Source organism: Nostoc sp. FACHB-892, assembly GCF_014698795.1.
GTDB lineage: Bacteria > Cyanobacteriota > Cyanobacteriia > Cyanobacteriales > Nostocaceae > Nostoc.
In genome coordinates this window covers 59,503-78,421 of record NZ_JACJTR010000034.1, presented here as the reverse complement: position 1 = coordinate 78,421, position 18,919 = coordinate 59,503, and the positions used below count along the sequence as shown (strand labels likewise).

General features: G+C 41.0%; 14 protein-coding genes and 1 pseudogene. 6 read left to right on the top strand and 9 right to left on the bottom strand.

The window, feature by feature from the left end:
* Window positions 1-102 precede the first annotated feature (102 nt).
* The gene (locus H6G96_RS29985; RefSeq protein ID WP_190916374.1) at window positions 103-690 is read left to right on the top strand and encodes a tetratricopeptide repeat protein; all 588 of its coding nucleotides are present in this window, start codon (window positions 103-105) and stop codon (window positions 688-690) included.
* A 605-nt stretch (window positions 691-1,295) separates the two neighbouring features.
* Here H6G96_RS29985 and H6G96_RS29980 read toward each other — a convergent pair.
* The 8 genes and pseudogenes from H6G96_RS29980 to H6G96_RS29945 form a co-directional block, all read right to left on the bottom strand.
* Window positions 1,296-2,915 carry an NAD(P)/FAD-dependent oxidoreductase gene (locus H6G96_RS29980; RefSeq protein ID WP_190916372.1) on the bottom strand — a complete coding sequence of 540 codons (1,620 nt, stop codon included), beginning with the start codon at window positions 2,913-2,915 and terminating at the stop codon, window positions 1,296-1,298.
* Window positions 2,916-3,128: 213 nt separating this feature from the next.
* Window positions 3,129-3,296, bottom strand: a complete 168-nt coding sequence (locus H6G96_RS41660; protein ID WP_347242294.1) for a helix-turn-helix transcriptional regulator — start codon at window positions 3,294-3,296, stop codon at window positions 3,129-3,131.
* A gap of 252 nt (window positions 3,297-3,548) precedes the next feature.
* The gene (locus tag H6G96_RS29970) at window positions 3,549-4,193 is read right to left on the bottom strand and encodes a hypothetical protein (protein ID WP_190916370.1); all 645 of its coding nucleotides are present in this window, start codon (window positions 4,191-4,193) and stop codon (window positions 3,549-3,551) included.
* A gap of 392 nt (window positions 4,194-4,585) precedes the next feature.
* A complete protein-coding gene (locus H6G96_RS29965) occupies window positions 4,586-5,068 on the bottom strand; it encodes a hypothetical protein (protein WP_190916368.1) in 483 nt (160 codons plus the stop codon).
* A gap of 129 nt (window positions 5,069-5,197) precedes the next feature.
* Window positions 5,198-5,653: a CAAD domain-containing protein gene (locus tag H6G96_RS29960; RefSeq protein ID WP_190916366.1), complete on the bottom strand. Its 456-nt coding sequence runs from the start codon at window positions 5,651-5,653 to the stop codon at window positions 5,198-5,200.
* 806 nt (window positions 5,654-6,459) lie between these two features.
* The gene (locus H6G96_RS29955; protein WP_190916365.1) at window positions 6,460-7,476 is read right to left on the bottom strand and encodes an LD-carboxypeptidase; all 1,017 of its coding nucleotides are present in this window, start codon (window positions 7,474-7,476) and stop codon (window positions 6,460-6,462) included.
* Between the two features lie 107 nt (window positions 7,477-7,583).
* Window positions 7,584-8,092, bottom strand: a pseudogene (locus H6G96_RS29950) (dynamin family protein); the annotation flags it as partial.
* Complete coding sequence (locus H6G96_RS29945) at window positions 8,076-10,205, bottom strand: tetratricopeptide repeat protein (protein ID WP_190916363.1); 2,130 nt, start codon at window positions 10,203-10,205, stop codon at window positions 8,076-8,078. The gene H6G96_RS29945 and the pseudogene H6G96_RS29950, both read right to left, overlap by 17 nt.
* Window positions 10,206-10,334: 129 nt before the next feature.
* Here H6G96_RS29945 and H6G96_RS29940 point away from each other — a divergent pair, with 129 nt between their 5' ends.
* From H6G96_RS29940 to H6G96_RS29925, 4 genes are all read left to right on the top strand, one after another.
* On the top strand, window positions 10,335-11,036 hold the full coding sequence (locus H6G96_RS29940) for a rhomboid family intramembrane serine protease (protein ID WP_190916361.1): 702 nt from the start codon (window positions 10,335-10,337) through the stop codon (window positions 11,034-11,036).
* Window positions 11,037-11,230: 194 nt separating this feature from the next.
* A complete protein-coding gene (locus H6G96_RS29935) occupies window positions 11,231-13,885 on the top strand; it encodes a PAS domain S-box protein (RefSeq protein WP_190916359.1) in 2,655 nt (884 codons plus the stop codon).
* Between the two features lie 237 nt (window positions 13,886-14,122).
* Window positions 14,123-15,457 carry a 50S ribosome-binding GTPase gene (locus tag H6G96_RS29930; RefSeq protein ID WP_190916357.1) on the top strand — a complete coding sequence of 445 codons (1,335 nt, stop codon included), beginning with the start codon at window positions 14,123-14,125 and terminating at the stop codon, window positions 15,455-15,457.
* Between the two features lie 151 nt (window positions 15,458-15,608).
* Window positions 15,609-16,832: a flavin monoamine oxidase family protein gene (locus H6G96_RS29925; protein WP_190916355.1), complete on the top strand. Its 1,224-nt coding sequence runs from the start codon at window positions 15,609-15,611 to the stop codon at window positions 16,830-16,832.
* A 62-nt stretch (window positions 16,833-16,894) separates the two neighbouring features.
* Here the strand turns inward: H6G96_RS29925 and H6G96_RS29920 are convergent, their stop codons facing one another.
* Window positions 16,895-18,127, bottom strand: a complete 1,233-nt coding sequence (locus H6G96_RS29920) for a DUF4336 domain-containing protein (protein ID WP_190916353.1) — start codon at window positions 18,125-18,127, stop codon at window positions 16,895-16,897.
* Between the two features lie 151 nt (window positions 18,128-18,278).
* Between H6G96_RS29920 and H6G96_RS29915 the strand changes: the two genes are divergently transcribed.
* Window positions 18,279-18,899, top strand: a complete 621-nt coding sequence (locus H6G96_RS29915; protein WP_190916351.1) for a hypothetical protein — start codon at window positions 18,279-18,281, stop codon at window positions 18,897-18,899.
* The last annotated feature ends 20 nt before the right edge of the window (window positions 18,900-18,919 follow it).

Below are 18,919 nucleotides of genomic sequence, written 5' to 3'. Positions count from 1 at the left end.
TACAAGCTTTACGTGATCGCATCCAAGAAATATTCGACCAACTTTCATTTGAGCAGGTGATTTCTGTCTCTTCTTATAATTTTATCCTAGAAGCTCTTTTCTATGCAGCTTCATATTAAATTGGTATTAGTGCGGTGGTTTTTGCAAGCACAGTTAGCCGAGGCTGGCGAAATACAATCAGTTTTGGAAACAACATTCGCCACTGCGATGATAGGCTTTGCTCAAATTCTTCCTGATTCACCCACTTCTGAGCAGATTGAAAATATCAGAGATATTGTTCTCCATCTCGAAGACTTGGGTAAACGTATAATTGCAGAGATAAAAGAAGCAAAAGAAGCACAGATAATTTCTCTAGCATCAGTCACTAGCGATGAAGTAATTTGGGTATTTGTGGGGATAAAAAGATTTTACGAAGGACAGGGATTATATAAATTAGCAGAACCTTGGAGTGAAGAATGCGTAAATGTTTGCCAGTCCTTGTTTGCTGGGGAGCATCCGGATGTGGCTACTAGCTTGAACAATTTAGCTTACCTCTACGATAGCCAAGGACGCTACAGTGATGCCGAACCTCTGTTGATTGAAGCTCTGGCAATGTGCCAACGGGTGTTAGGCGTTAATCATCCCACTACAGAGACAATTAGAGAAAATCTAGCAATCCTGCAACGCCAGTCTACTCCCCGTGCTATCTAGTTACGTTGGTTAGGTCAGTTTGTGCAAATCTTGTTAGCAATATTAATTTTACCGTTTTCTCTGTTGTGGCGATTGGCTAAAAAATTAATTCGTAATTAAAACATTCGCTTTGCGCGATGTTTAACAATAAGCTAGCCACAGCAAAGCTTTGATAGTTTTCGAAGATATCTAATGACTAATGACGGTCTACACGGAAAATAGTGCAATATGTAGCTGACAATTCAGCCGCATCTGGACAATGGCAATAGCATTTTCTACAACTTGTTTTTCTACAACCGTGACATTTCCACCCAATCGAATCAGATTGGTATTATTAATATTGAGATCAGTTTGTGCGATTGCATTTCCGGTAAACAGAAATACTATCGTAGAGATAAACAGGACTGTTTAAAATCCATACCTTAATAGTCATTGTCAGCCACACAAATTCCTTTACATTTAATACCGTTCGTAGCTGTGCGCTGGCAATGAGAACATAGAACTTTTTCCTTTTCTGTTTCTTGATTGATATTTATATTAGTGTTTGCAGTAAAAGAGTCTTTTTCGTTCTGGATTTTCATACTCATAAGGGGGGGATTTTTTGCTGTTTACAGTAAAGTTGTCATTTAGAAGCGATGTTCGCAATTCTTCAAAATACTTAAAGCTACCGCCTCCGCTACCTTAATGCCATCGATACCAGCCGAAAGAATTCCTCCTGCGTATCCCGCGCCTTCACCAGCCGGATAAAGACCGACTGTATTTAAACTCTGATAATCCTCGTTGCGTTTAATCCGAATCGGTGATGATGTGCGGGTTTCCACCCCGGTCAAAATAGCATCGTCCATCGCAAACCCTTTAATTTGTTTGTCAAAAGCAGGAAGGGCTTCACGGATGGCTGCGATCGCATAATCTGGTAAAATCTGGCTCAAGTCACCCAAATGTACCCCAGGTGTATAAGACGGTTTAACTGTGCCCAATGCTGTAGAGGGGCGATGGTTGAGAAAGTCTCCCACCAACTGCCCTGGAGCTTCATAAGTCCCGCCGCCTAACTCAAAAGCCCGTTCTTCTAAGCGCCGTTGGAAGTCAATTCCCGCCAAAGCATTGCCCGGATAATCTTCGGGTGTAATGCCCACAACGATCGCACTGTTGGCATTGCGCTCATTGCGAGAGTATTGGCTCATCCCATTGGTGACAAGTCGCCCTGGCTCTGATGCGGCTGCAACCACCAAACCCCCCGGACACATACAGAAACTATAGACAGAACGTCCATTTTGGCAGTGGTGAACCAGTTTATAATCGGCAGCACCTAAAAGCTTATGACCAGCCTGAGCGCCGAAACGACATTTGTCGATGAGAGACTGGGGATGTTCGACGCGAAAACCGATGGAAAATGGTTTCGGCTCGATGTAAACCCCGCGATCGTATAGCATTTGGAAGGTATCGCGGGCGCTGTGACCCACAGCCAAAACCACATGATCGCTAGCGATATATTCTCCACTGGCGAGGGTGACTCCCCGCACTTGTCCATTTTCGATGTTGATATCTTCCACCCGGCTTTGAAAGCGAATTTCACCGCCGAGGGATTCGATTTTGGCACGCATACTTTGGACGATTCCCACTAGTTTAAAAGTGCCGATATGCGGTTTGTTGATATAGAGAATTTCTGGTGAGGCTCCTGCATTAACAAGTTCGGTTAATACCTTGCGCCCATAATGCTGAGGATCTTTGACTTGACTGTAGAGTTTGCCATCAGAGAATGTACCCGCCCCACCTTCGCCAAACTGGGCATTAGATTCTGGGTTGAAGTCTGATTTTTTCTTCCAAAAGTTAAAGGTATCAGCAGTGCGATCGCGAACTTGTTTCCCACGTTCTAAAATAATGGGACGGAACCCCATTTGCGCGAGCATCAAACCCGCAAATAAGCCACAAGGCCCAGTACCAATTACGATGGGGCGAATCGCCAAATTGCTAGGTGCTTTTGCCACTGGGCGATAACTCATGTCTGGAGTGACCATCACATGAGGATCTTTTTTCAGGCGCTTGAGTAGATGAGTTTCCTGAGTCGTTTCTACATCCAGAATATAAACAAGGGTAATCTCTCCTTTCTTACGCGCATCGTAGCTACGCTTGAAGATGGAATAGCTGATCAAATCTTCGTCCGTGATTTGCAGCTTTTTGAGGATGGCAGTCTTGATCTCATCTTCAGGATGATCAAGCGGGAGCTTTACTTCAGTTAGTCGTAACATAGCGAGGAGAAATGCATACTGTCTATCAAAATATTAACAAGAGAGGCAGGAGGCAGGACGAATACTGACTTTTGCCGAAACCTTACATAAACACTGACTTTTCATGTCATGGAAAAACCCACGATAAACCTAATCCCCCTCCCGACGCAGTTGCAATGAGTAATAATATCTAGCAAAAATTACCCCAGAGAAACAATAAAAGTTTAGTTGAAATCAATACCTGTTAACCTGTAGTTCCAGTGTATTGAGCAACTTAGGCAAGTCCTTTTGAGAAACCTGACGTGTACCCGTCTCGACTGCATCAACCCAGGAAACGCTTTTCTCCATCGTTGTAGCGAAAAATGCTCTAGACCAACCTTTTGCTTTTCTCGATTCTCTAATGAGATTACCTGATAGAGGCTGGATATTGTTTGCACTTAACTGATTCGAGTTGACTTTGCTAGAATATAACTATCAGCCGCTTTTCGTCGCTTTAAACACTACCAATCATCCAAGAGATTTTCTACTAAGTGATACTAATTTAATAAAAAGTGGTCAAGTAAAATTGATTTTTACTTGACCACTTTTTATCAGTGATGAGTTCAAGCTTTCACTGATTGTAATTACGAATTGCAGCTTTGCTGCTTGAGGTTACTAGCGGTACTGTTGGTCAGCCGGATCTCCATATGGGTCTTCGCTAGCTGGGCGGACGTTACCATACTGCCCGTAATCCGCCGGATCGCCGTAGGGGTCTTGGCTAGCTGGGCGGACGTTACCATACTGCCCGGAATTTCCTTGGTTGCCTCTTTGCATCAACTTTTTCATAGCTAGGGCGGCGATACCAGCCATCGCTCCCTTCGCTAATGGATTACTCATAATGTTACCACCTTGACCACCCATAAAGCTCCCCGCAGCACCACTCATAATTTGACTGAGTATATCTGGTTGTTGCTGGTGAACCCGGCCTGTCGTTTGAGCAAGATAATTTGGGTCTTGAAAGCGATCGTCTATACCATCTTGATTTAGATCGGGGAAATTCAAGTTTGAAGAGCGCGTCTGCTGTTGAAGAGAGCGACCAAATTGCATCCGCTCTTGTGGTGACATCCGACTAAAGGCTTCTTGTGCAGATTCCTGATAAAGGTCTGGAGGTAACTGTCTAGATACTTGCTGATAACGGTTTAAAACTTCTTCATCTGAGTATCCCTCATGAGGTAAACCTTGCTCATAGCGGTTGACAAAATTGCGGTAGTCATTTTCTGGAACCTCACCGCCACCGAAAATTTTTTCTAATATATTCATTTGTGACTCCTAAACTGTGATTTCACTAAACTATCAACGGTAAATTAATTACTTTCAATATATTAATTGTTATATCTTTTCAAAATCATCTATCAAAAGTTACTTTTACTTTAATAAAAGTATAACTATTAGTATATAAAAATCAGGGTTGGATTTTGAAAGCATTCTGAGACTCAAAACCCTGTTGTACAAAAATTAGAGGTCAAAATCTTCTCAACAATTAAATAGGATTTTTATATACTCGTCTAAATTCTTAAAAAAGACTTTTCTGAAAAAGTATAATAATGCTTGATATTATCCTTATGAGTATTATTAACTTTAAATTCGGAAAAAGTTTCTATTAAAAAATAGAATGACGGTTAAACGCCATCTATTTATAATCTGTACAAAAATTAGTATGTCGGAACAGTACCTGCACCCAAACCCCTTAAGTCTCGCCCTGTGGGACTGTTGTTATATCCTTGAAAGTCCCGGTATTGTTGTGCCTCCTCCTCTGGAACACGAATGCCCCCTTGTGGCGGTGTTACCCAGACAGGGCGATTTTGAGCATCTCGATAGTAAACACGCCCATTCTTAGAAAGGTAGTATTTCCCCTGCGCTCCCGCTCCTTGGGCATTCTTTCGTTGATTGTAGAGGTAGTAAAGTCCAGCAGCTCCTGCCAAGATTGCCACTTTCTGCCCTGTACTTAATCCCCTCCTAGCTTGGGGTTGATTTACAGGAGCGCGATTATTTAAATTTCTCCCAACACTATCGTCAATTGGAGGTTGCGTAACATTTTGGGAACCTCCGCCGCAGCTAGAAAGCAGAGGGACTGTTAGCAATGTTGAAAGAAATACTGTTGTTGTCAGCGAAGCTAATCTATTTGTCTTGATCATATATTTTCTTTTCCTGCTAATTTAACTGATGTGATATAAGAGCCTACAGTTCTATACAATGGTCAAGCAAAACTCAGTTTTTTACTTGACCAAAAGCTCACATACACTGTATCCGCCACCATACTTTAGTTAGCTTAAAGTCTGTGATTCTTCTCTGTCTAGAGTTTGTTTTTTAAGCAAGCGAATTTCTGCTGCTAATTCTTGCCGAGTGGAATCTTTGAGCAAATAGCGGAAAGTAAACCAAATTGTGTAACCAAGTCCAATTAATTGGAGAAATGGAGAAAGTAGGGGAATATCATTTATGGCGTTGAGTACCGCTAGAAAAATCCTTAGTGCCGTAACTGTTATCACAAGCAATGCAAAGCTGATAAACAGCGATTTGTATTCTTGGTAGAATCTACCTATGTACTCAGGTATATTTGCCAAGAATATAGAAATCTGGCTACCAACTTTTTGCCATTGTTCTTCATTTTCCGAGGCGGGTGGCAACATTGCCAGGTTTCCAGGCTCTGAACCTTTAAATGCTTCTATCTGATTTTGGGAGGCAGTATCGGCATATTGCTCTTGCTGTAATTCTGTATCCATAATTATCTCCTGATTTTCTGCAATGGGAGCAGTTTTAAAGTTTACACTTTGTTATTATCAATTCTTGGAACACTTGCTTTGCAACTAGATTTCTTAATCCTTAGCGGCACAGCTAAATATTTATTTGCAAATTTGTTAGGACTTTAATAATATTTAGGCATTTTTAAATTTCCTTCTCATCAATCTTTTGGCAGAGATTTTTTCTTCTAGAAGAGTGATAAAGCAAGTATTACAACTTAACCAAATAAAGATTTAACAATGTGAGGGGATTTGATTTAAGTGTAAGGTGTTAATAAGCAGATCAAACTAGCTAAGTTTGATGCTGTGTATTGATTTAGCTAACTTTGGTTTTGAAATTTACTGCTAAAAACTAGTCACAGTATTTACAAAAACTAGTTTAAATAAATCTTATAATTAATAATAGATTAATACTAGAAATTTGTTTTATATCCTACTTATGGGTTATGAAAATATATTTAATTACTTCGATTAATTAACTATCAAGACAATTTAACTCAATACTTGGAGAGAAGGTGTATCTAAACTAAATTGTGTAATTTATAAAAAGATACAGCAAGATTTTATTTAAATGGTTTGGTTGTCATAAGTAAGCATTTCCAAACTTGATACACATAGTCCTTTGTCTGGATGTTGCAAATATAGTGGGGGAGTCAAGGCGCAGTTACAGTGAAAAGTCAGACACGAGCAAGGATTAAAGTCAAGAACCTCAAAATCTCCAATTTAGTGGCTTGCAATTTAGATAAAATGTGAGCCACTATTTTTTTTATTCCAACCTCTTGGCTCATTCACACAAGGCTAACAGCCGCCTCTAACATTCGTATTTTCCCAAGTTCGGCATTTATCTCCACTTCTACACCGATTGGCAAAGTAAATTTATCTTTAATATGACCAATCATTGAACCGTACCAAGCAGGAATACCTAAAGGAAGTATATGGTCTTGCAATACTTGCATTAAGGTAAATGATGGTTCATCTCCAAGTTTACAATTAGTGCATTGCCCAAAGATAAAGCCAGCAATTTGGTTAAGTATTCCAGCAGTTTTTAACTGTGTCAGCATCCTGTCTATTCGGTAAATATCCTCGCCAATTTCTTCTACAAACAGGATGCTTTTGTTCCAGGAAGGTAGGTAAGGTGAACCTACCATTGCTGATAGCACGGATAAGTTTCCACCCACAAGTTTACCTCTCGCCTTTCCCGGTGCTATTGTCTCCACCCGCACTTGGCTAGGGTTGAGATTTTGCATAGTTACCGCTTCAGCATTAAATAGGATGCGCTTGAAGTAATCCACTGTAAATTGATTCCAGGTAGATGTGGCAACTGGCCCATGAAAAGTAATCATTTGACTACGGGCATTAATTGCCAACAACAGAGTCGTAATATCGCTGTAACCGATGATAATTTTTGGATGGGAGCGGATTAGCGAGTAGTTAAGTAGAGGTAAAATGCGATTACAGCCCCAACCACCACGCATGGGGATAATTGCTTTTATGGTGCGATCGCTATACATCAAGTTTACATCCTGGGCGCGATCGCTATCTTTACCAGCTAAATAGCCGTAACGGTCTAAAATATGCTTTCCCAGCTTGACTTTTAACCCTAATTGTAAAATTGATTGCTGCGCTGCTTCGATGTCTTTGGCATCAACGACACCCGCAGGGGCGATTAATCCTACAGTATCACCTACTTGCAAGCGGGGCGGCTTGCGGATTGTGTTTGCGGGTTCAGCAGTAAGTGGTGATATCTGGGTAGCTAGAGTAGCTATTCCACAAGTTGTAATAAATTGCCGACGTTTGATAAGCATAATTATTGAATTGCGAGTTAAAAAGTTAGATCCCCGACTTCTTAGAGAAGTCGGGGATCTGGACAGTGCGAATTTTCACAAATCAAATAGAACTGCGATATGTAAAACTAAACCTTTTGTACCACATCTGAAAGCACAAATCCATGTTAGCAAACTTACTATCAGCTTCAAACGGCTCACCAATTACAGGCAAAAGATGGTCATATAACTGCATGGACTGTAAACAATTATTAATCCTAGAAACTGCTGAATTATATGCTGCAATATTTTCTTCAACAACAGTCAATAATCGTCGATTGTTCGGAATTTTTTCTTCAGCTTTTTGTTGCAGTGTTTTCTCTAAATAAGCACGCGCCTGTGGGTATTGTTGCAAAATCTCATCCGCTTGCTGTGTTACCATTGGTAACAAATGAGTTTTGACGGTTTGATTAATGGTTTGACGGAAAAATTTACGAATAGTTTGCGAAACTTTTGGCTCAAAATCTAACTTCAATAATTGCCTAATTGCTGGTTCCGCTTCTACGATCCTTTCAGCGTCATAACCTTGAGAAGTTTGTAATAAAGTCTGACGAAATTGATATATAGAAAAAGTGCCTTCATTATAAAATCTTGGACTTAGTAGCATTAGGAAATGGGAGAACTGGCACAATTACAGGTTTAGGCTTTGAGATTTCACCTTGTAGTTGAATTTGGGCTTGATTGCGAGCGTCTATTGCTTGTTGGTAATTAGGCTTGTATTTTATTGCTTGATCGTAAGATGCGATCGCATCTTGAAACCGATTCAAATTTAGTAGAGCATTGCCTTTGCTATACCAGCTTTCAGAATGGTCTGGTTTATAAGCAACTGCCTTCTTATAAGATGCGATCGCATCTTCGTATTTTTGCAAATTATATTGTGAATTTCCTAGATTGTACCAGACTTGATAGCCTTTTGGTTTAAGTGTTGCCGCTTTGTTATAAGCTTTTATTGCTTCTTCATAGCGTTGGTTTTGGTGCAGCGACCAGCCCAGATTATACCATGCTTGATAGTTGGCAGGATTATATTTAATTACTCGATTAAAAGATTCAACTGCTTCTGGATAACGTTGTAAATTGAGAAGTACATTTCCTCTTGAAAACCAGGCTTGATAGTAGTTTGCTTTATACTGAACAGCTTTATCATAAGCTGTAAATGCGTCTCGGTAACGCCGTAAATTGACTAGAGAATTTCCCAAATTATACCAAGCTTCCTCGTAATCTGGTTTTAAATCAACAACTTTTTCATAGGCTGCGATCGCTTCTTCGTATCGGTTAGAATTTTGCAAGGCTAATCCTTTCTTGTACCAAGCCTCGTAATTATCTGATTTCAACTCAATAGCTTTTTCATAAGATTTAATTGCTTGGTCATATTGGTTTAAGTTACTGAAAGCTTCACCCTTAGCATTCCAGATTTCTGAGTTTTTATCATCTAATTGTAAGGCTTTGTCAAAAGAAGCGATCGCTTCTTGATATCGCTGTAAGTTTCCTAATACAAAGCCTCGTCCACTCCAAGCTTCAAAATAATCTGGCTGAATTTGAATTGCTTTATCATATGCCGCTAGCGCATCTTTGTATTTTTTTAATTTAGACAGCGTTTTCCCTTGACCATTCCATCCTTGAGCATAATCTGGTCTAACATTAACGGCTTTTTGATATACTTCTAATGCGTCTTGATAACGTTGCAAATCAAAAAGCGTATTTCCTTGCTTGGATAATTCTATGGCGTTATTTGAATTAATGTGATTTAAAATTATTATTGATGCTACTCCGCTAACACTAATTAAAAATATCGCTAGGAAAACTTTACCCAATATTCCTTTTTTCGGTTGAGGTTTGTTTATATTTTTTGGTAAAGAAATAGGAGTTAATGCAATTGTCTGGGGGGGTGGTTGTGTTAACTCTTTCAGAGCTTGTAATGCTACCGTTGCCGAAGGATAGCGTTGCCGAAAGTCGTAGCACACCATCTTATCTAAGAATTGGGCGAATTCTGGCGTTACCGTAGCTTGCTTGTGCCAGATAATTTCATTAGTATCATCATCTTTTTCTATTTCCTCTGGTGATAATCCAGTCAGAGCTTGAATAGCAATGATTCCCACAGCATAGATATCACTGCTTAATTTTGGCGTACCATGAGCTTGCTCACTAGGAATATATCCAGGCGTACCTATAGCAACAGTAGCTTGCGTTTGACCTTGGGGAGTAATAACTTGAGTAGCTATTTGTTTAACCGCACCAAAATCAATTAAGATTAATTTGCCATCTGGGTAGCGTCTGAGGATATTTCGCGGATTGACATCACGATGAATTACATTCTGTTGATGGACAAATTCTAAGATTGCCAAAAGCTCTTGTAAAAGTGAAATTACTTCGTCTTGACTAAGAGTTTTACCTGGGATTAATTCTTGGCTCAAGTCATGCCCTTCGATCAATTCCTGTACGAGATAGAATTCGGCGTTTTCCTCAAAGTAAGCTAAAAGTTGGGGAATGCGATCGTGAGTTCCTAATTTATACAGAACTTGCGCTTCTGTGTCAAATAAACGCCTAGCTGTCTCCAAAGTTACGGGATCACTTGCCTGGGGTTTAAGTTTCTTAACGACACATGGAGGTGAACCGGGTAATTGGGTATCACTTGCCACAAAAGTCTCACCAAAACCCCCACCTCCCAAGTGACTAATAATTTGGTATCTTCCTACAAGTGTGTTTCCCAGCATCTCGTTTACCTAATTAAGTGCGATGCGATCTGATTTCAATCTTGCCACACGTTTAGGGGGAGTAGAGGAGGCAGGGGGCAGGGGGAGAATAACTAATAACTAATGACTAATAACCAATGACTAATTTATATGATTCCTATTAGTGATAATATTCGTTGTCGGAAGAAGCCGATTATTAATTACTGGCTGATTGGTATTAATGTTGGCGTATTTTTATGGGAACTTCAACTAGAACTTAGTGGTGGATTAGGTTATTTTGTTAATATTTGGGGTGTAATTCCAGCCCAGATTAGTGGGGCAATTACAAATGCATTGTTATTCAACAACTTTGCTGCTTGGATAATTGTAGTTTGGCGAACATTTTCACTACTTGTTGCAATATTTCTGCATGGCAGTTTTAGTCAAATATTGGGAAATCTGCTATTCTTATGGGTTTTTGGGAAAACTGTCGAAAATATTCTAGGACATAGACGCTATTTAGGATTTTATCTAGCTGCTGGCGCGATGACAGGGGTAGTGCAAATTCTAGCTGAACCAAGTTTGACAGTACCATTGATTGGAGGCAATGGTGCGATCGCAGCTGTTTTAGGAGCATATATTATGAAGTTTCCTAAAGCTAAAATTTACACAATTTTGCCACTAATCATTTTGTATATCCCCATCGAACTTCCAGCTTTTTTTTATCTATTTTGGTGGTTTGTCCAACAATTATTTTATGGCATCGGTAGTTTAAATATTCCTCCTGTTGGCGTAAACCAATCGGGTGTTGTCTTCTGGGGGCAGGTTGTGGGATTATTGATTGGTGGATCTTTTATGCGCTTGAAGAGATAAATTACCACTAAATCACCGCTTGATGGAAAATATCTGTTGTCAGACATCGCTCTTAATCTCAGAGGATGTCTGTTGGGTAAAACCTTATACGCCTTTTGATGGATTACATTCCTTAGATTGAAAATCCATACTGTTAAAGCTAGGGGATGCCTACTCTTCAAATCGGTATTGTTTAGTTATAAGCAGTGTGCAAGATGTCAAATGTTGATAAAATTAACTTTAAAGTCACTGATGAATTAGTAGCTCTGCGGCAGCGCGTAGCTGAGTTAGAGCAATCAGAAATATTTTATCAGCAAAGGCAAGCGGCGCTTGAAGAGCAAGTAATAGAGTTAGAAAAAAAACTGGCACTTGCACTACAATATCCCCATATTCAAGCTGTTGAATATGAGATCAAGCGGCATCTTGAAAAAGGGGCATCCACAGGCTTCAATGTACCAACAGATGTAGCAGTCACTTTAGAGCATCTCCAACAAGAAATTGCAGAGCGACAGCAGGTAGAAGACTCTCTGAGGGAGAGTGAAGAAAGGCTAAGACTAGCTTTAGAAGTTTCCCAGATGGGCTTGTGGGATTGGAATATTGTTACCAATCAAGTCATATGGTCTGAAAACTATGAATTGCTTTTTGGTGTGCTTCCAGGTAGTTTTGACGGCCCTTACGAAACATTTCAGAAGTGCGTTTATCCTGAAGACAGGCAATCTGTAATGCAAGGGATTGCCCAGGCTTTAGAACAAAAGACTGACTATAACGATGAATTTCGGATAGTTCGAGCAGACAAAAGTCTTCATTGGATTTCTGCCAAGGGAAAATTTATCTATGATGATCGCGGACAAGCGGTGCGGATGATCGGCGTTTGTATGGAAACTACTGTCTGCAAACAAGCAGAAGAAAGTACTCGTGAACTAACAACCCAAGTGCAAGAACAGGCAAATATTTTAAATGCCATCCTCACCGCCTCAGTTGATCACATTTATATCTTTAATCGCAAAGGCCGTTATCAGTATGTCAGTCGGGATGCAGCTACGTTACTAGGCTTCAAGCCCCAGGATCTTGTCGGAAAAACTTTGCAAGACTTGGATGTACCCGCAGAGCTTATGGAACAGGTAGATAATCAACGACAAGCTGTGATGAAAACTGGGCAGCCAATCAAGGATGAGTGTAAATATGTTACTGCTGATGGGGTGCATTATTATGAATACATTCTCACTCCATTACGTAGTTTTGGCCAAGCTATTGAAGGCGTAATTACTGTTTCTCGTGATATTACCGAACACAAACGGGCAGAAAAAACATTACGCGAAAGTGAAGCGCGTTTTCGGCGTTTGTTTGAATCTAACTTGATCGGGGTCGCTTTTTGGAATGTGGATGGCTTTATTATTGATGCCAATGATGCCTTTCTCCAGTCAGCTGGCTACACTCGTGATGAGTTTGCCACTTTGGGTAAAATTAATTGGAGAGAACTTACTCCTATTGAATATAAAGATTTAGACGATCGCGCCCTCTTGGAAGTGCAAACCGCTGGAATTTCCAGAATTTATGAGAAAGAGTATCTCCAGCGCGACGGTAAACGAGTCCCAATTGTTTTGGGGATAGCCTTGCTCAATGACTCCAAGGATAATGGTGTTGCTTTTGTACTGGATATTACCGATCGCAAATCAGTTGAGAAAGAATGCGATCGCCTCCTCGAACGAGAAATGAAAGCACGCAAAGAAGCAGAAATCGCCAACAAAATCAAAGATGAATTTCTGGCGGTTCTCTCCCATGAACTGCGAACCCCACTCAACTCCGTTCTGGGGTGGTCAAAATTGCTGCGGACTCGTAATTTCGATGAAAAAACCACTAACCATGCTTTGGAAACCATTGAACGCAACGCCAAGTTACAAACCCAGCTAATTGAAGATTTGTTGGATGTGTCTCGCATCCTCCGAGGAAAATTAAACTTGAATATCTGTCCAGTGAACTTGGTAATGGTGGTTGAAGCCGCGCTAGAGACAATACAACTAGCAGCACAAGCTAAGTCAATTCAAATTCAGACGATATTTGATCCCGCTTTAGGGCAAGTCATGGGCGACCCAAATCGGCTTGTGCAAGTTATATGGAATCTACTTTCCAATGCGGTAAAATTTACGCCAGCAGGCGGACGGGTAGAAATTCGACTGATGGAAGTTGGTAACCAAGCTCAAATTCAGGTCAGCGATACAGGTAAGGGAATTGCGCGAGAGTTTTTGCCTTATGTGTTCGATTACTTTCGCCAAGCTGATAGTACAATTACCCGGGCATTTGGTGGACTAGGTTTAGGATTAGCGATCGTGCGTAAGGTTGTAGAGATGCATGGGGGAAACGTTCACGCCGAAAGTCCTGGAGAAGGATCGGGTACCACTTTCACTGTTGAACTACCGCTTTTAGCCAAAAATGAACAGGTAATGTCTAACGAAAATGAGCCTTCACCTTGTGAACCTGATTTCCCAATCCTTTCAGACACTAAAATTTTGGTGGTGGACGATGAACCAGATATCCGCGACTTAGTGACCTTTATTTTACAAGACTACGGTGTAGAAGTAACCGCCGTATCTTCAGCACAAGAGGCATTACAAGCGCTGTCTGAGTCAATACCAGATGTTTTAATTAGCGATATTGGAATGCCAAAGACAGACGGATATATGCTGATGCGTGAAGTAAGAGCGCGATCGCCTCAACAAGGAGGACTCATACCAGCGATCGCTCTGACAGCCTATGCAGGCGAAATGAATCAGCAGCAAGCAATAGCAGCCGGATTTCAAATGCATATCTCCAAACCAGTAGATCCAGATGTATTGGTGAAGGCAATCACCGATTTGATTGAGCCAAGCTGATACCTGATATAAGTAAGCTTCCGTTAGCTGTCCATAACTTTAGTTTTGTATTAATATTGTCAGCCGAAACAATAATTTCCCTTACTACGTTTTTCTACGGCGGTGGTTCGTTTAGGATTGCGAAACACCGCTACCTTCAGAACGCGATTGCCTAAGTTTATACACTACTAACGGTACTGGTTATCCCTTTGAGAATCGCTATAAGATTATAAAAGGGTCTTCTACGTTTGGATGAAAATGACTGAGCAACGTGATGCTGACTCACCCTCAACTGATTCTCCGCAATTGGCTGAACCGACCAAGGGAGCAACTACCAAATCGGTCGATAATTCTTGGGCAAACCGGATTGGTGGTGTCTGGAACAATGCAACAACACGTCTAACGCAACTTCTACCCGTAGAACAAGTGGCACAGACGGTTGTTGAATGGTTTAGTGTGAGTGAAACTCAAGTTGCAGAGATTTTAGAGAAAGTTCGAGCCGAACTGCCAACTACTGAAGCGCTGCTGATTGGTAAACCCCAAGCTGGAAAAAGTTCAATTGTCCGGGGATTGACGGGAGTTTCTGCTGAAATTGTCGGTCAGGGATTTCGTCCTCACACGCAACATACAGAGCGCTATGCCTATCCTTCCAATGACCTGCCGTTACTGATTTTTACTGATACGGTAGGACTGGGTGATGTTAAACAAGATACTCAATTAATCATTCAGGAGTTAGTTGGCGATTTAAAAAAAGAGACTCGTTCTGCTAGAATCCTCCTTCTCACCGTCAAAATTAATGATTTTGCAACTGACACGCTACGACAAATTGCTCAACAGTTGCGCCAGCAGTATCCAAATATTCCCTGTTTACTGGTAGTTACTTGCTTGCATGAGGTTTATCCTCTTGATACCGTCGATCATCCTGCCTATCCACCAGATTATCAAGAAGTTAACCGCGCATTTGCCGCAATCCAACAAGCCTTTGCAGGAATAAGCGATCGCTCTGTACTCATTGACTTTACCTTAGAAGAAGATGGTTATAATCCGGTATTTTATGGCTTAGAAGCACTGCGAGATTCCTTAGCAGAACTACTCCCAGAAGCAGAAGCGCAGGCCATTTATCAGCTATTAGATCAAGAAGAAGCTGGGAAGCAACTTGGTAATCTTTATCGAGATGCTGCACGCCGTTATATTTTGCCATTTTCGATTATGTCTGCCACTCTTGCGGCTGTACCTTTGCCATTTGCCACAATGCCAGTACTGACTGCATTGCAAGTATCAATGGTGGGACTGTTGGGTAAATTATATGGGCAAACAGTTACTCCATCTCAGGCGGGAGGCGTTGTGAGTGCGATCGCAGGTGGTTTTTTAGCACAAGCAATTGCACGAGAGTTAATTAAATTTATACCAGGTTTTGGTAGTGCGATCGCAGCCTCTTGGGCAGCTGCCTATACCTGGGCACTAGGGGAAGCAGCCTGCGTTTACTTTGGTGATTTAATGGGAGGTAAGAAACCCGATCCCCAGAAAATTCAATTGGTGATGCAAGAAGCATTTCAGGCGGCACAAGAACGGTTTAAGGGGATCAAACGTTAAGACTTGCTTAAGCGAACTACTATCGTAAATCTACTATTGACACTGCTATATTCAGTCTGGAATTCTATTCTGTACATTTGTAGCTTTATTTAGCCAAGGAAATAAGAATACCCTAAATTGCTGTCCTTCCCCAATCACTAGTTCCGCCTCTATGCCCAACCTAAATCGCCGTCAGTTTTTATTGCGGAGTACTCTCGCGATCGCCTCAACTATCACCTACGATCAAGTACTTGCCCAAAAACCAACTTCCCCTGGGGCTTTGCCCAAAGGATTGCCGCGTCAAAAGGTGCTGATTGTCGGTGCAGGTCTTTCCGGTTTAGTAGCAGCGTATGAATTAACAGCAGTTGGTCATGATGTCACCGTTTTAGAAGCAAGAAAGCGTGTCGGTGGTAGAATTTTAACTCTGCGAGGAGCGTTTCAAGGAGAGGATTTACTAGAACTTGGAGCGGCCAGAATCCCATCAGATCATCATTTAACCCTTGGTTACATCAAACATTTTGGTTTGAGACTTTCACAGTTTGCGCCGACATCTGGAAAATATCTCACGATGAAAGACGGAAAACGTCTATTATTTACAGCGAAAGAACTATTTCAAAATCAACCACAAATGCGTCCCCAAGAGATTCAAAAACTAACGGATGGATTTGATCTACTTCCCCAAGCGTTTGCTCAAGCATTGACTAGAAAAATTAAACTTGATGAGCCTGTTGCTCGGATTGTACAAACATCTAATGGTGTTGAAGTATCGAGCTTATCAGGGCAACGATATCTTGCTGATTGTGTGTTGTGTACTGTCCCGTTAACTGTTTTAAATCAAATTACTTTTTCACCTGAGCTATCTCCGGCAAAAAAACAGGCGGCGGCAGGAGGATATAACTATCGAGCAGCAACCCGTGGCTTTGTGAAATTTCCTAATCGCTTCTGGGAAAAGGATAACTTAAATGGCTGGGGATTTTTCGAGGATGAAGAACTGTGGCATACTACTTGGGATAAACCTGAAAAGACAGGTATTCTTCATGCGTATCTCAAAGGAGAAAAAGCTCTTGAGATGGATGCTTTTGAGGGCGAAGCTCAACAGAAAAAATTACTCCAGCATTGGGAAAAGTTTTTGCCTGGGGTAAGTAATTACTCTGTCCAATCGCACTTTTATTCATGGACAAAAGATATCTGGTCAAAAGGAGGCTGGGCCTATCCAACAGATGAACAAGAAAAGAAACTATTTTCAGAATTAGGGAAGTCAGAAGGAAAGATTTATTTCGCTGGAGACCATACTTCCAAGACGAGAGGCTGGCTTCAAGGAGCATTAGAATCTGGACTTAACGCTGCTAAAGAAATTCACTTTGCTGGCTCTACCGTTCCTTTGATGAAAAGGTGACAACCTCATATAGCCATCATTGTTACCATAACTGGGTTTGAGCCGAAAAACAAACTCACGCCCTACACTTTCTCCTTTGCTGATGGCACAATCCCAAACTTGTTTAAACCTGTATCGATTTCTTTAAGTAGTTTAAAATCCTCCTCTGGCAAGGGATAGCTACTACTGCTGAACAAACCCGCACTGACAGCAGGCTGCTTTTCTAAAAAAGAGAAAGCTTGGCGAAACTGATGCGGCTCGGCTTTAATCGGTGAATCAAAGTGGCAGGGAATAATCCACTCGAAGTCCCAACTAGCAACTTTATCAGCCCAGTCAATGGTTTCTTTCGGTGCGCGGTTGAGAATCAGCGTCTGTAAAATTGGCGCGACAAACAAACGCCCATCACCTCGCAAAGCATTAAACGATCGCTGCCAATCTGGATGCCATTTAAAAGGATACAATCCAAAATAAGCTTTCTTTGAGCGTTCTGGTGCTTTTAAGGCATCTTGCAACACCTGACTCCATTGGCGGATATTTAGTGCGTTGGGTTGAAAGTACAAAGCAAACAACGAGATACGCTGCCAACCCTTACGGCGATTTGCCTGAATATCTGCAACAATATCAGTAGCATTATCCTTGGCATGAAATAGTAAGGGATATGGATCTAAAAGTGCGATCGCAGGTGGATCTTCTGGGATAGAAAGTACAGAATCTGTTACTAAAAGAGTATGCGATCGCTTGTGGAAAAAAGCAACTTCCGCAAACCGACCAGGGCCAAGCTCGATGGGACCCAGCATTGCATAATCAAACTCGTCAGCAAAGGGAGTTTTGCTACTATCTTCTGGGAGTACCTGAGTTCGTTTCGGAGGTAAGCCAAGCCAACTAAGTGGGAGATTTAGCGGGAAACTCCACTGATGGGGAGCCACAAACACCAGTGCAGTCGGAAAATATCTGGCGAAGGGCCCGACGAATACCTTATGTTCTATACCGGAGATAGTTGGCAGGATAATGTACTTAACATGACCGTGTTCCGCCACCAACTCATTTACAAGCCGGATGCACTCTGGGGTTGGTGCAACAGGCGCATAGATGAGAAGACCCCCGGCTACGAGCTTAACCACAGTCATGCGAATCGGTACAACAACATAGAAAATGCCCTGAATCTGGTCAAAATTCCAAATTGTGTCTTTGATCACTTCTTTGCGAATTGTCTGCCGCCTGCCATAAGGGTAGAGTGGCACAACAGGCCATAATCCCCATGAAAAGTCTTTTGGATTTATCTGTTGTGCATTGACTATGCGTTCATCATCAGCCACTCTACAACCCCTCCAAATTCCCTGCTCAAATTGTTCTTATTTGCTATCCCTAAAGTTGGAGTTTAGCAAATTATTGAGATAATCAGATCAATTATTAATTTCTAATTGTAATTCGTAATATCTCTGGTGTAGCTCATTAACAATAAAAATCATGAACAAATATAGAATTTTAAAACCTGAGCAAAGTTACACTTTTAGTCAATACTTTTTGTTAACTAACCCAACAATAGATGTAGTAGCTGAGTTTGAGTATAGCTACGATCGTACAGAGCTAGAATTACCAAGATACTTTGCTGATATTAGCTATTTAGAATTTTTGCAAAATTACTTACAGCGCAATATAAAGCTTTTTAACCCAACGGCTGAGATATCAATCAGAGAATTTATGATTGCTCCTATCCTTGCCGAAATTTGCGATCAGACAAAAGCTCAACTATATAGTGAGTATCCAATTAATGTGGATGAAAAGCTCAAAGGTACTTTGGATTATTATTTACATAAATCTAATTCCCTATTGGTGATTGAAGCAAAACAATCAGATATCAGAAGAGGGTTTACACAGCTAGCAGTAGAATTAATAGCTCTGGATCAGTCTCTAGATGACCAATCATCAATTTTATTTGGCGCAGTTACTAATGGAGATGACTGGAAATTTGGTACACTCAATAGACAACAAAAGCTAATTACAGAAGACATTAAACTTTATCGTGTTCCTGAAGGTTTAGAAGATTTAGTACGAGTATTAGTAGGCATTCTTTCATCTGAATTTTAAATTTTTAATTGGAGTGAAGC

Coding starts and splice junctions, on each gene's coding strand:
- H6G96_RS29955 (WP_190916365.1), bottom strand. CDS start 7,476: ATGCTTATCAAACGTCGGCAATTTATTACAACTTGTGGAATAGCTACT.
- H6G96_RS29915 (WP_190916351.1), top strand. CDS start 18,279: ATGAACAAATATAGAATTTTAAAACCTGAGCAAAGTTACACTTTTAGT.
- H6G96_RS29965 (WP_190916368.1), bottom strand. CDS start 5,068: ATGATCAAGACAAATAGATTAGCTTCGCTGACAACAACAGTATTTCTT.
- H6G96_RS29970 (WP_190916370.1), bottom strand. CDS start 4,193: ATGAATATATTAGAAAAAATTTTCGGTGGCGGTGAGGTTCCAGAAAAT.
- H6G96_RS29940 (WP_190916361.1), top strand. CDS start 10,335: ATGATTCCTATTAGTGATAATATTCGTTGTCGGAAGAAGCCGATTATT.
- H6G96_RS29925 (WP_190916355.1), top strand. CDS start 15,609: ATGCCCAACCTAAATCGCCGTCAGTTTTTATTGCGGAGTACTCTCGCG.
- H6G96_RS29960 (WP_190916366.1), bottom strand. CDS start 5,653: ATGGATACAGAATTACAGCAAGAGCAATATGCCGATACTGCCTCCCAA.
- H6G96_RS29935 (WP_190916359.1), top strand. CDS start 11,231: ATGTCAAATGTTGATAAAATTAACTTTAAAGTCACTGATGAATTAGTA.
- H6G96_RS29930 (WP_190916357.1), top strand. CDS start 14,123: ATGACTGAGCAACGTGATGCTGACTCACCCTCAACTGATTCTCCGCAA.
- H6G96_RS29980 (WP_190916372.1), bottom strand. CDS start 2,915: ATGTTACGACTAACTGAAGTAAAGCTCCCGCTTGATCATCCTGAAGAT.
- H6G96_RS29985 (WP_190916374.1), top strand. CDS start 103: ATGCAGCTTCATATTAAATTGGTATTAGTGCGGTGGTTTTTGCAAGCA.
- H6G96_RS29945 (WP_190916363.1), bottom strand. CDS start 10,205: ATGCTGGGAAACACACTTGTAGGAAGATACCAAATTATTAGTCACTTG.